This window comes from Pseudomonas sp. PA-7-1E (assembly GCF_021605325.1).
Lineage (GTDB): Bacteria > Pseudomonadota > Gammaproteobacteria > Pseudomonadales > Pseudomonadaceae > Aquipseudomonas > Aquipseudomonas fluorescens_BV.
The window spans coordinates 39,170-52,285 of the sequence record NZ_WKFA01000009.1 but is presented as its reverse complement, the minus strand read 5'-3'; the positions used below and the strand labels follow the sequence as shown (position 1 = coordinate 52,285).

The 13,116-nt window shown below is 59.0% G+C and carries 10 protein-coding genes; 5 read left to right on the top strand and 5 right to left on the bottom strand.

Annotated elements, in window-relative coordinates; genetic code table 11:
- Positions 1-2 precede the first annotated feature (2 nt).
- On the top strand, positions 3-3,638 hold the full coding sequence (locus GIW79_RS08370; RefSeq protein ID WP_106117824.1) for a transporter substrate-binding domain-containing protein: 3,636 nt from the start codon (positions 3-5) through the stop codon (positions 3,636-3,638).
- Positions 3,639-3,707: 69 nt separating this feature from the next.
- Here GIW79_RS08370 and GIW79_RS08365 read toward each other — a convergent pair whose 3' ends face one another.
- Entirely contained in the window at positions 3,708-4,190 is a 483-nt protein-coding gene (locus GIW79_RS08365) for a GAF domain-containing protein (RefSeq protein WP_054897893.1), read from the bottom strand.
- On the bottom strand, positions 4,187-5,077 hold the full coding sequence (locus GIW79_RS08360; protein ID WP_034127157.1) for an ATP-binding protein: 891 nt from the start codon (positions 5,075-5,077) through the stop codon (positions 4,187-4,189). The genes GIW79_RS08365 and GIW79_RS08360 overlap by 4 nt, the downstream gene beginning before the upstream one ends.
- 163 nt (positions 5,078-5,240) lie before the next feature.
- On the opposite strand from GIW79_RS08360, the gene GIW79_RS08355 reads away from it, so the two are divergent.
- Positions 5,241-7,550: a hybrid sensor histidine kinase/response regulator gene (locus GIW79_RS08355; RefSeq protein ID WP_034127156.1), complete on the top strand. Its 2,310-nt coding sequence runs from the start codon at positions 5,241-5,243 to the stop codon at positions 7,548-7,550.
- A gap of 21 nt (positions 7,551-7,571) precedes the next feature.
- Here the strand turns inward: GIW79_RS08355 and GIW79_RS08350 are convergent, their stop codons facing one another.
- Positions 7,572-8,057 (bottom strand): glutathione peroxidase, encoded by a 486-nt coding sequence (locus GIW79_RS08350; RefSeq protein ID WP_034127155.1) that lies wholly within the window; start codon positions 8,055-8,057, stop codon positions 7,572-7,574.
- A 150-nt stretch (positions 8,058-8,207) separates the two neighbouring features.
- Positions 8,208-8,600, bottom strand: a complete 393-nt coding sequence (msrB, locus tag GIW79_RS08345; RefSeq protein ID WP_034127154.1) for a peptide-methionine (R)-S-oxide reductase MsrB — start codon at positions 8,598-8,600, stop codon at positions 8,208-8,210.
- A 202-nt stretch (positions 8,601-8,802) separates the two neighbouring features.
- Here msrB and GIW79_RS08340 point away from each other — a divergent pair, with 202 nt between their 5' ends.
- Positions 8,803-10,014, top strand: a complete 1,212-nt coding sequence (locus GIW79_RS08340) for a pyridoxal phosphate-dependent aminotransferase (protein ID WP_044273990.1) — start codon at positions 8,803-8,805, stop codon at positions 10,012-10,014.
- 304 nt (positions 10,015-10,318) lie between these two features.
- On the top strand, positions 10,319-11,206 hold the full coding sequence (gene htpX / locus GIW79_RS08335) for a protease HtpX (protein WP_003189904.1): 888 nt from the start codon (positions 10,319-10,321) through the stop codon (positions 11,204-11,206).
- 197 nt (positions 11,207-11,403) lie between these two features.
- On the opposite strand, the gene GIW79_RS08330 is transcribed toward htpX, so the two are convergent.
- The gene (locus tag GIW79_RS08330; RefSeq protein WP_236453366.1) at positions 11,404-12,060 is read right to left on the bottom strand and encodes a thiopurine S-methyltransferase; all 657 of its coding nucleotides are present in this window, start codon (positions 12,058-12,060) and stop codon (positions 11,404-11,406) included.
- A gap of 103 nt (positions 12,061-12,163) precedes the next feature.
- Here GIW79_RS08330 and GIW79_RS08325 point away from each other — a divergent pair, with 103 nt between their 5' ends.
- The gene (locus GIW79_RS08325; protein WP_236453369.1) at positions 12,164-12,931 is read left to right on the top strand and encodes a DODA-type extradiol aromatic ring-opening family dioxygenase; all 768 of its coding nucleotides are present in this window, start codon (positions 12,164-12,166) and stop codon (positions 12,929-12,931) included.
- Positions 12,932-13,116 lie beyond the last annotated feature (185 nt).

The following is a 13,116-nucleotide window of genomic DNA, read 5'->3' as shown; positions in this document are numbered from 1 at the left end:
GGATGCCCAGGCGTATAAAGGACTATCTGATTATATTAAGTGCCGGTTTGTACTTCAGCACTACCGTGCTGGCGGAGCACCAAACCAGCCCGGAACGTTTCACCCTCTTGAGTCGTGCGGGAGCTGTTCAACTGGACACTCATTTTGACAAGGCCCAGCGCCAGTGGCTGCAGAACAAACGTGAACTCACGCTGGGGACATCCACACCTGATTACCCGCCCTTCGACCTCACTTCCAGCGGCCATGACTACGAAGGCCTTACCGCCGACTACGCAGGATTACTGGCCAAGGCACTCTCCCTGCCAATCAATGTGATGCGCTACCCCTCCCGAGCGGCGGCCATTCGCGCCCTGGAAGACGGGGAAATTGACCTGCTGGGCTCCTCAAACGGGTTTGAAGCTGCGACGCCAAATCTTATCCTCTCCGAACCTTATGCCGTGGACCAGCCGGTGCTGGTCACGCGCGAGGGAGAAACCCGCAGCCTCAGCGAAGGCCTCGATGGGCTGCGCCTGAGCCTTGTCTATCACTACCTGCCGCTCAATGAGGTGGAGAAGCTGTACCCCAAGGCGAGCATCCGCGCCTACCCGTCCTATCAGAATGCCTTGAATGCAGTGGCCTTCGACCAGGCGGATGTGTTTCTCGGTGACACCATTTCCACCCATTACATGATCAACAAGGGCTATCTCAAAAACATTCGCATGGCCAACTTCGGCAAACATGAAGCTTATGGTTTCAGTTTTGCCACGCGCCAGGACAACCGGATGCTCCTCAGCATTGTCGATTCAGCCCTGGCCTCAGTGCCCATCAACGAAAGGGACAGTATTGCCAAGCGCTGGAGCGCCGGCAGCGACATCCTGCTGACTGACAAGAAGCTGCAACTGACCCAGCGCGAAGAGCGCTGGCTCAAAGAGCATCCGGTGGTCACCGTAGTGGTCAACGAAACTTTCGCGCCCCTGACGTTCTTCGATGCAGACGGCAACTTTCGCGGCATCACCGCCGACTTGCTGGAGTTGATTCGCTTGCGCACCGGCCTGCGTTTTTCGGTGCAGCGCGGGCGCGATGTCAGCGCGATGATCGACCAGGTCGCGACCCAGAAAGTCGATATGATCGGTGCCATCGTGCCCAGCAACGAACGAGATTCGCAGCTTAATTTCAGCCGCCCCTACCTGGAAAACTCCTATGTATTGTTGACACGCAGAGAGCAAGGTGCCCCCTCGAACATGGAGCAGATGGCAGGAAAGCGTCTGGCAATCACCCGAGGCAACCCACTGGCCGCGACCTTGAGCAAAGACTTCCCGCAGGTTCAACTGGTGGAAACCAGTGATACGTTCAGAGCATCGGAGCTGCTAGCACAGGGACAAGTGGATGGGGCAGTGAATACCTTGGTGATCGCCAACTATTTCCTGTCATCCCAGGTCTTCCAGGATAAATTGCAAATAAGCGCCAGCATCGGCACGACCCCAGCGACCTTCTCTCTTGCTACCTCGCGCCAAGCCACGGAATTGAGCTCGATACTCGACAAGGCGCTGCTCAGCATTGCCCCGGATGAAATGGGCGTAATCAACAGTCGCTGGCGTGGCTACACCGCCGCATCGGACAGCTACTGGCGTAATTACCATCAACTGATCGCGCGAATCATCATCGGCACCGGGCTGTTGCTGTTGATATCCCTAGCCTGGAACGCCTACATGCGTCGCCAGATCAAGCATCGAAAAATGGCCGAACGTGCCCTCAACGATCAGTTCGAGTTCATGCGTGCACTGGTCAATGAGACGCCCCATCCGATCTACGTGCGCGACCGCAATGGGTTGTTGCAGACCTGTAACGACAGCTACCTGCAGGTGTTCGACGTCAAGCGCGAAGAGGTGATCGGCAAAAGCGTGACCCAGATGACCATGGCGCTGGCGTCGGAGGCAGCCCAGTATCATGCTGACTATCTGCGTGTGGTGGCCGAGGGTAACCCGCTGATCCTCGATCGCAGCCTGCATATCCACGACAAGAAACTGACCATCTATCACTGGATCCTTCCCTACCGCGACTCTACGGGTGAAGTCCAGGGCATCATCGGTGGCTGGATCGATATCAGTGACCGACGCCAGCTATTCGATGAACTACGCGCTGCCAAGGAGCGCGCCGACGAAGCCAACCGCGCCAAGAGCACGTTCCTGGCTACCATGAGCCACGAGATTCGTACCCCGATGAACGCTGTGATCGGCATGCTCGAACTGACGCTCAAGCGCGCCGACCAAGGACACCTTGACCGTCCGGCGATCGAGGTGGCGTACAACTCGGCCAGAGACCTGCTGGAGCTGATCGGTGACATTCTCGACATCGCGCGTATCGAGTCCGGCCGCCTCAGCCTGGCGCCGGAGCGCGTCAACCTGCGGGAGGTAATTGAATCAGTGGTGCGCGTCTTCGACGGTCTCGCACGGCAGAAAACCCTCAGCCTGCTGCTGGAGTTCAAACCCGACCTGAACGATATCGAGGTGCTGATAGACCCGCTGCGCTTCAAGCAGGTGCTATCGAACCTTGTGAGCAACGCGATCAAGTTCACCGAACAAGGGCAGGTCAAGATCAAGGTCGAGCTGCAGCCTACCCAGGCCCCGGAGCAGATCGAGCTGAAACTGGTGGTGGAAGACACCGGCATCGGCATCAGCCGGGATGACCAACAGCGCCTGTTCGAACCCTTTGCCCAGGCGGACAACTCCGGGCAACTGGCGCGCAGTGGCGCGGGCCTGGGTCTGGTGATCTGCCGCAGCCTGTGCGCGATGATGGGCGGCCAATTGAGCCTGAGCAGCGTGCCCATGGTCGGCACCCAGGTGCACGTCAACCTGAGCATGCCTCGCCTGCAAGCGATCCAGGCGGTGGGTGAACACACGCCGCCAACGCCGGCCACCGCACGGGTGCTTAACGTACTGGTGGTAGACGACCATCCGGCGAATCGCCTGCTGATGTGCCAGCAATTGGGCTACCTGGGGCATAAATTCATCGCTGCCGAGCACGGAGCCGCAGGGTTCCAGGCCTGGCGTAAAGAGCATTTCGACCTGGTAATTGCCGACTGCAACATGCCCATCATGAATGGCTACGAACTGAGTCGTTCAATCCGTGAATATGAGCAACGCGAACAATTGGTGCCCTGCGTGGTACTGGGCTTTACCGCCAACGCCCAGCCGGAGGAAAGGCAACGGTGCGTGCAAGCCGGCATGGATGACTGCCTGTTCAAACCCATCAGCCTTACCGTATTAGAGCGCCAACTGGCACATATCGCCCCTGAAACCGTGCCCCAACGGCTGGACCTGGAATGCCTGGAAGCGCTGACCGGCGGTGATCCACAGTTGAGTCGACGCTTGCTGGAGGAGCTGCTGAGCAGCAGCCTTCACGACCGCAAGGTCCTTATCGAACTGCGGGATCGACACGCGCCCCCCTCGGACATCATTGAGCAAGCCCACAAGATCAAGGGTGCCGCCCGCATCGTTCAAGCCCATTCGTTGGCGGGGCAATGCGAAGCCTTGGAGCAAACCTGTTCTCGCAATGAGGAGTGGGCCGTGATCGAAAGCGGCATCAGGGCCCTGGAACAGCTCATGCTGGAATTGGAGAAGATGCTGCGGGTTCAACTCAATGAACTGCAAGCCCAATAGCACCAAAGCCCGTCGTGGCGGGAGCGAGCAAATGCGCTCCTACCGCGACCAGCATAAGTACCCACCGCTTCAGCAGTCGGTCAACTGCAGGAAAATCTCCGCCAGCCGCTCAATCCCCTCCTGGTCCTGAGGGGTAAAGCGGCCCAGCAATGGGCTGTCGAGGTCAAGGACACCAATCAGTTGGCCGTCCTTGACCAATGGCACCACCAATTCACTGTTCGAAGCGCTGTCGCAGGCGATATGGCCTGGGAACGCGTGCACGTCCTCCACGCGCTGGGTTTTCCGTGAGGCCGCAGCCGCACCACACACGCCGCGACCAAACGGAATGCGCACACAGGCGATCTGCCCCTGAAAGGGCCCAAGCACCAGCTCTTCGTTACGATTGAGATAAAAGCCAGCCCAGTTCAAGTCATCCAACTGGTTGAACAGGAACGCGGAAAACTGCGCACTGTTGGCAATAAAATCGCGCTCATCAGCCAGCAATGACTCCAGTTGCGCGCAGAGCATGGCATAGCCATCAAGGCCGCTGCCGGCCTGTTGTAAATCGATCATGGTTGACGTTCCAGCAATTTAAGACCCACCCAGTAACGGGCGAATTGATAGGCGCACCGGCCATTGCGGTTGCCGCGCCCAGTGGCCCAACGCACCGCGAGAACGTCAAGCTGCTCATCGCGCTGCCACTGCAAGCCGGCCTTGCTGGCCAACTCACCGATCCAGTGTTCCACCACATCCAGGAAATGCTCCTGGGTAAAGGGGTAGAACGACAACCACAAGCCAAAACGATCCGATAAGGCAATCTTGTCTTCAACCGCCTCGCTCGGGTGCAATTCGCCGTCCACGCGTTTCCAGTTGTCATTGTCGCTCTGGTTTTCCGGCACAAGGTGGCGACGGTTGGACGTGGCGTACAGCAGCACGTTTTCCGGCGCCTGTTCCAGGGAACCATCCAGCACGCTCTTGAGCACGCGATAGTCACCTTCGCCGGCCTCGAACGATAGGTCATCGCAAAACAAAATGAAGCGTTGTGGTAGCTTGACCAGTTGCTCGACCACCCGCGGCAGGTCAGCCAGGTGGTCACGCTCGATCTCGATAAGACGCAGGCCGGCGTTAGCGTGCTGGGCGAGCAAGGCCCGGACCATGGAAGACTTGCCGGTGCCACGCGAACCCCATAACAGGGCGTGGTTGGCGGGTAACCCATCAAGGAACTGTTGGGTGTTGCGCGCCAGTTGTTCACGTTGTTTGTCGACACCGATCAGGTCCGACAGGCGCATGTCCAGGCTCACTTCCAACGGTAACAGGAAGCCATTGCGACCTTCGCGCTGCCAGCGGGCGGCCAGGCATTGGTGCCAGTCGATCGCCTGGCGTGGGGCGGGTAACAACGGTTCCAGGCGAGCCAGCACCGCATCGGCGCGCTCAAGAAAGGCATTCAATCGAGAATCCACAGCTATTCCTCTGGCAACTTCTTGCAAAAGATGGCGTATTGGCAACCCTGCGGCAAACTGTAGGGCTGCATCAAACAAACGATTCATGCCGGGCGAGCCAAAGCTTGTGGATGTTCAGCTATGCTTGCCGGGCGAAGGGAAACGCTAAGTGGTTCAACACTCGATGGATATCAAGTTCGCCCACCGCTTGTCTTATAAACAAGCCAGATTGACTGTGCTGGTCGGTTTCGTCTTGGGAACCCTGCTCAGTCTGATCCAAATCGGCATTGATTATGCCAGTGAAGACGCATCCATCAACCGTGAAATACGCTCACTGATTGAAATCAGCCATAACCCGGCGTCAAGAATCGCCTACAACATCGATGCCGAACTCGCCCAGGAACTGACCTTGGGCCTGCTGCACTCCCCCGCCATCATCCGCGCGCAGTTGATCGACAACAATGGCGTGGTGCTGGCCGACGTCAACCGTCCGCGCAAGGAAAGCAACTATCGGCCGGTCAGCGATTTTCTGTTTGGTGCCAATCGCCAATTCGAAGACCGACTGTTTCTCAGCCATATGCCCAACGACTCCCTTGGTGTGTTACGCCTGGACGTCGATACTTATGCCTTTGGCAGCCGTTTCCTGCATCGCGCCGAGATCACTCTGCTCAACGGCTTCGCCCGCAGCCTGCTGCTCACCGGGATTTTGCTCGGCCTGTTCTACGTAATGCTCACCCAACCGCTGGTGCGCATTATCCGCGAGCTGAGCACACGCAAACAGGCGCGCCTGGATTGCCCACCGGGGCATGAACACGATGAAATCGGCGTGCTGGTCAGCGTCGCCAACCAACAATTCGAAAACATGGAAACCGAGATCCAGCAACGGCGCCATGCCGAAGATCGCCTCACGGAGTATTTGGGGCAACTGGAAAATATCGTTTCTGCGCGCACCCTCGAACTCAAGGCCAGCAACCAACGCTTGAGCCAGTCCAACGATGAGCTGGAGGCGGCGAAAATGACTGCGCTGGGCATGGCTCAGGCACGGGCAGCATTCCTGGCCAATATGAGCCATGAAATTCGTACGCCGCTCAATGGGTTGCTGGGCATGATTGCCCTCTCACTGGATAGCCCGCTGACCGCCGAACAGCGCCAGCAACTGTCCATTGCCCATGACTCAGGCAAAGTGCTGGTGGAGTTGCTCAACGATATTCTTGACCTGTCCAAGTTCGACGCCGGCCAGCTGGAACTGGAGCATATCCCGTTCGACCTGGGCTCATTGGTGGAAGATACCGCCAACCTGCTCTCGCAAAATGCCGCTCCGAGCGTGGAGCTGACCTGCCTGATCGACCCGCAATTTCCCGCCCAGGTGGTCGGCGACCCTACCCGTGTGCGGCAGATCGTCAGCAACTTGCTCTCCAACGCCTTGAAGTTCACCCGCTTTGGCCGCGTCGATGTGCGCCTGCGCGCCTTGGAAGGTCGGGTCAGCATTGAAGTGTGCGATACCGGCATTGGCATCGCCCAGGAAGCCCAGGTGAAAATCTTCCAGCCGTTCACCCAGGCCGGCGCTGGCATTACCCGCCAGTTTGGCGGGACGGGATTGGGCCTGGCGTTGACTCATAACCTGTGCGAAGCCATGCAAGGCCGCTTGAGTATCAGCTCGGAGGTGGGCTTTGGCAGCCAGTTCTGCGCCGACCTCCCACTGCCCGCGCATTTGCCTGCCATGCGCTATGCACCGCTCACGGGCGAGGTGATCGCCATCACCAACGCCGGCGGCGGGCTGACGGAGCTGCTCACCACGCTATTGCCCTCTTGGGGGCTGACCCCGCGCTGCTATTCCCAGGACGATGATTTGAGCGGACTGGCGCCCGACCTGTTGATCACCGACTGCCCTGAATGCTTGTTCCGCTTGCGCCCGGGCATCAGCGCGCCGATTCTGCTGGTTACCGCCTATGGTAACTTTTTGCCCAGCGAAGAAGTCACGGCCCTGGCGCCGCTGCAGCAACAAGCGCGCCCATTGAGCCGCAACGCGCTGTACCAGATCCTGCAACGCAACCTGCGCAGCGGCGCGCAACTGGTGCTCGACCCGGTCCAGATAGAAACCGCACCGCTTGCGCACCGCGCGCGCATCCTGCTGGTGGAGGACAACGCGGTCAATCAACTGGTGGCCAAGGGCATGCTCAGCAAGCTCGGGTGTGAGGTAATCGTCGCGGCCCATGGCGGCGAAGCCCTCAAGCTTCTGGAGGACCAGCGCTTCGACTTGGTGTTGATGGACTGCAACATGCCTGTGATGGATGGCTATGAGGCCAGCCGACAAATTCGCCGGAGCGGGCGTTGGCCGGACTTGCCCATTGTTGCCTTGACCGCCAACGCGATGGCCGAAGAACGCGAGCGTTGCCGGGCCGCTGGAATGAACGATTACCTGGCCAAGCCGTTTCGCCGTGAAGAACTCAACGCCTTACTGGAACTGTGGGTACCGAAGACAACCAGCCTCTGATGGGTACCCGCAATATTGCGGTCATTTGAGCAGGGCTTCGATCTCCTGGGTCAAGTCCTGGGGCTTGGTGGTTGGCGCAAAACGCTTGACCTGCTTGCCATCACGGCCAATGAGAAACTTGGTGAAGTTCCACTTGATGTTCTTGGAACCCAGCAGCCCCGGGGCCTGTTTTTTCAACTGCACAAACAACGGGTGGGCATCGCTGCCATTGACGTCGATTTTCTTGAACAGCGGAAAACTGACGCCGAAGTTCAGCTCGCAGAACTCGGATATCGCGCCTTCATTGCCGGGTTCCTGCTTGCCGAACTGGTTGCAGGGAAAGCCGAGCACCACCAGGCCCTGGTCCTTGTATTGCTGCCAAAGTTGCTCGAGGCCCTTGTACTGCGGTGTGAAGCCGCATTTGCTCGCGGTGTTGACCACCAGAATGGCCTTGCCGGCAAAGTCGGCCAAGGTCTTTTGCTCACCCTTGATAGTTGTGCAAGGGATGCTCAGCAGGGAGTCGCTCATGGCAATGCCTCAAGTCAGGGAAAGAAGAGCCTTATTTGTAGGAGCGAGCTTGCTCGCGAAAAACTATCAGACGCCGCGTTCATTCAGGAAACCCGCCGTATCGTTGACGTTTTTCGCGAGCAAGCTCGCTCCTACAGGGACCATGCAAGCCTAGCGCGGCACCAGCTCCAGGCATACCGAATTGATGCAGTAGCGCAGGCCCGTCGGCGGTGGGCCGTCCGGGAACACATGCCCCAAGTGTGCATCACACTTGGCGCAGGTGACTTCGGTGCGAATCATGCCGTGGCTGACATCGCGGATCTCGACCATCGCGCTGTCGGCGATCGGCTCATAGAAGCTGGGCCAGCCACAGCCGGAATCAAACTTCGCCTTGGAATCGAACAGCGGCTCGTTGCAGCAGATGCAGTGGTAGACGCCGTCGGTCTTGGTGGCGTTGTACTTGCCGCTGAACGGTCGCTCGGTACCCTTGAGACGGCACACGTTGTACTGCTCCGGGTCGAGCATCGCCTTCCATTCATCTACAGTTTTCTGCAACTTATCCATCGGTACACCTCGGCAACTGAAAAACCCTGATCTGTGTCTTTTCCATGGATCAGGCGGCACGTATGATTGCGCCTCTTCAAAACGCCAGTCTGGCACCCGCGCCATCGGCATTCAAACGTATTTGTGGGTGCGGGCCGTGCAGGCTTCACCCTACGGTAGTGCCTACGCCGTCGGGATCGTTCATTTTCAGGATCACATCGCCATGCAGGTCAGCAAATCGAACAAGCTCGCCAACGTCTGCTATGACATTCGCGGCCCGGTGCTCAAGCACGCCAAACGCCTGGAAGAGGAAGGCCATCGCATCCTCAAGCTGAACATTGGCAACCCGGCGCCGTTTGGTTTCGAAGCGCCGGACGAAATCCTCCAGGATGTGATCCGCAACCTGCCGACCGCCCAGGGTTACAGCGACTCCAAGGGCCTGTTCAGCGCGCGCAAGGCGGTGATGCAGTACTACCAGCAGAAGCAGGTCGAAGGCGTCGGCATCGAGGACATCTACCTGGGCAACGGCGTGTCCGAGCTGATCGTGATGTCCATGCAGGCGTTGCTCAACAATGGCGATGAAGTCCTGGTGCCAGCCCCGGATTACCCGCTGTGGACCGCCGCCGTGACCTTGGCGGGCGGCCACCCGGTGCATTACCTGTGTGATGAGGGCGCCGACTGGTTCCCGGACCTGGCCGACATCAAGGCCAAGATCACGCCCAACACCAAGGCCCTGGTGATCATCAACCCGAACAACCCCACTGGCGCCGTGTACTCCAGGGAAGTATTGCTGGGCATGCTGGAACTGGCGCGTCAGCACAACCTGGTGGTGTTCTCCGACGAGATCTACGACAAGATCCTCTACGATGACGCCGTGCATATCTGCACCGCCTCCCTGGCCCCGGACCTGCTGTGCCTGACCTTCAATGGCCTGTCCAAGTCCTACCGCGTGGCGGGTTTCCGCTCCGGCTGGATCGCCATCTCCGGCCCCAAGCACAATGCGCAAAGCTACATCGAAGGCATCGACATGCTGGCCAACATGCGCCTGTGCGCCAACGTACCGAGCCAGCACGCGATCCAGACCGCCCTCGGCGGCTACCAGAGCATCAACGACCTGATCCTGCCCCAAGGTCGCCTGCTGGAGCAACGCAACCGCACCTGGGAGTTGCTCAACGCTATCCCCGGCGTGAGCTGTGTGAAGCCCATGGGCGCGCTTTATGCGTTCCCGCGGATCGACCCGAAAGTCTGCCCGATCCTCAACGACGAGAAGTTCGTGCTCGACCTGCTGCTGTCGGAAAAACTGCTGGTCGTGCAAGGTACCGCCTTCAACTGGCCGTGGCCGGATCACTTTCGCGTGGTGACCTTGCCACGTGTGGATGACCTGGAGATGGCGATTGGTCGCATCGGTAACTTCCTGAAGTCCTATCGCCAGTAAGGCAATTGACGCTGTGCGACTCACAAAGAGTCGTACAGCGATTATCTGGCAACACTTCTGTGTCACTTACTTGCGGTTGTACTTCATTTGGCCCCTGCCAATGACGTGCCCCCTATAATCACGGGGCGACAGGGTAGCATCGGGTCGATCAGGGCTGACAATACAGGTCGGAAAATCCCTTCAAGGCCCTACGCCAACGGTGTAGGACACAGTTTGAAATAGTCCCCCGGTTGAATCACCCCATGCCGCACCTTATATACCCCGCAGTGAGCGACATATTAAGCATGAGGAGAATTCTACAACCATGATGCGCATCCTGCTGTTCTTGGCCACTAACCTGGCAGTCGTACTGATTGCCAGCGTCACCCTGAGCCTTTTTGGCTTCAACGGGTTCATGGCGGCCAATGGGGTTGATCTGAACCTCAATCAGCTGCTGATTTTCTGTGCAGTCTTTGGTTTTGCCGGTTCGCTGTTCTCGCTGTTCATCTCCAAGTGGATGGCAAAGATGAGCACCAGCACCCAGATCATTACACAACCCCGCACTCGCCATGAACAATGGCTGATGCAAACCGTGGAGCAGTTGTCTCAAGAAGCAGGCATCAAAATGCCCGAAGTCGGGATTTTTCCGGCTTATGAGGCCAACGCCTTTGCGACCGGCTGGAACAAGAACGACGCGCTGGTGGCCGTGAGCCAGGGCCTGCTGGAGCGGTTTTCGCCCGACGAAGTCAAGGCGGTGCTGGCCCACGAGATCGGTCACGTGGCCAACGGTGACATGGTCACCCTGGCGCTGGTACAGGGCGTGGTGAACACCTTCGTGATGTTCTTTGCGCGGATCATCGGCAACTTCGTCGACAAGGTCATCTTCAAGAACGAAGAAGGCCGTGGTATTGCCTACTTCGTGGCGACCATTTTCGCCGAGCTGGTCCTGGGCTTCCTGGCCAGCGCCATCGTGATGTGGTTCTCGCGCAAACGCGAGTTCCGCGCAGATGAAGCCGGCGCACGCCTGGCGGGCACCAGCGCAATGATCGGCGCGCTGCAACGCTTGCGCTCCGAACAGGGCCTGCCGGTGCATATGCCCGACAGCCTGACCGCCTTCGGCATCAACGGCGGCATCAAGCAGGGCCTGGCTCGCCTGTTCATGAGCCACCCGCCGCTGGAAGAGCGGATTGACGCACTGCGTCGCCGGGGCTGATAGCCGGATGACTCGACAAGGGGCGATCTGATCGCCCCTTTTTTGTGCCTGCTGATTTCACCGCTCTCTGTAGGAGCGAGCTTGCTCGCGAAAAACTCGCAGGCGCCGCGTTCATTTAGCAAGCACGCGTTATCGTTGACGTCTTTCGCGAGCAAGAACTAGGCGTCACCCTCGCTCCTTCAAAAGGAAAAACCCTTTTAGCGCCTGGTCAGCCGATAAGCACGCTCTTCAAGGCGAGTAACACCGTCCTGCAGGAACTTTCCGCTCTCCCTCAGGATGTCCCGCTCCTCCAGCCGCTCCAACGCCCAATGCAGTGCAAATAGCACCTGCACTTCCTCGTCCGTGACAGCAAAGGGTGGGCCGGCCTTCTGCGCCTGGTCGTAATCGAGGGTAATCAGCAACCCCTGGCAGCCTGAGGGCAGCAAGGCATTCAGGTGCTCGGCGTATTGCGCACGCATCAGCGGGGGCAATGCGATCAACGCGGCACGATCATATACGCCGCGGCAACCGACCAGCGCCTGCGCATTCAGGCTGAAGAAATCGCCACACCACAGTTCGATCTGGCCCGCCTGATAGACCTTGAAGGCGCCCTGCTGACTGATGTGCGGCACAAGCTCCTGCTCGCTGAAGAACGCCTCAACCGCCTGCTCCGACAGCTCCACGCCCATTACCGGGTACCCCTGGCTCTTGAGCCATACCAAGTCCAGGCTTTTGCCACACAACGGTACCAGCACCTTTGCCCCCTCGGGCAACCCCAGCACGGGCCAGTGCCGTTGCAGATAGGGATTGACCTCGTGCTGATGGAAGCCGATCTGATTGCTCGCCCAGCGGTCCTGCCAAAATTCAGGCTGCATGAATCACTCCGAAAATTCGATCAAAAGGCGCTAAAACTTATATTAGATTTAGATCGATGATCTGATTGAAGATGGCTCCATCTTAACCCTCAGGACTCTGCTCATGCTCCCCAGCCTGTTTATCTCCCACGGCTCGCCCATGCTGGCCTTGCAACCCGGTGCCAGCGGTCCTGCGCTGCAGCGCCTGGCTGCCGAACTGCCACGGCCCAAAGCCATTGTGGTGGCGTCGGCGCATTGGGAAAGCCCGGACCTGCTAGTCAGCGGCAGTGCTGCCCCCGAAACCTGGCACGACTTCGGTGGCTTTCCGCGCGAGTTGTTTGCGGTGCAATACCCCGCGCCGGGTGACCCACAGCTGGCCAGTGAGATCGTCGAGCTGCTGCACGCCGACGGTCTGGCTGTCAGCATTGATGAACATCGGCCCTTCGACCATGGCACTTGGGTCCCGCTGTCGCTGATGTACCCAGCAGCGGACATTCCGGTGGTGCAAGTCTCGCTGCCCAGCCGCCTGGGCCCCGCCCTGCAAACCCGCGTGGGGCATGCGCTCGCCAGCCTGCGCGAACAGGGTGTGCTGCTGATTGGCTCCGGCAGCATCACCCATAACCTGGGCGAACTGGACTGGCGCGCAGGGCCGGAAACGATCACCCCGTGGGCGCGGGAGTTTCGCGACTGGGTGGTCGACAAACTGGCGACCAATGACGACGCCGCCTTGCATGACTATCGGCGCCAGGCGCCACATGCCGTGCGCAGCCATCCCAGCGATGAGCATTTGCTGCCGCTGTACTTTGCGCGAGGTGCGGGCGCAGATTTCAGCGTAGCGCACCAGGGCTTCACACTGGGCGCCCTGGGCATGGACATCTATCGTTTTGGCTGACACCGCCACACCTGTGGGAGCTGGCTTGCCTGCGATAGCGGTGTATCAGTCACACACTGGCTTGCTGACTCACCGTTATCGCAGGCAAGCCAGCTCCCACAGTTGATCGCCTCGGAGACTAAAACATGAGGCAAAAAAAATCCCCGAACCAGTCGGGGATTTTTTATGTGCGATCAATCAGCCCA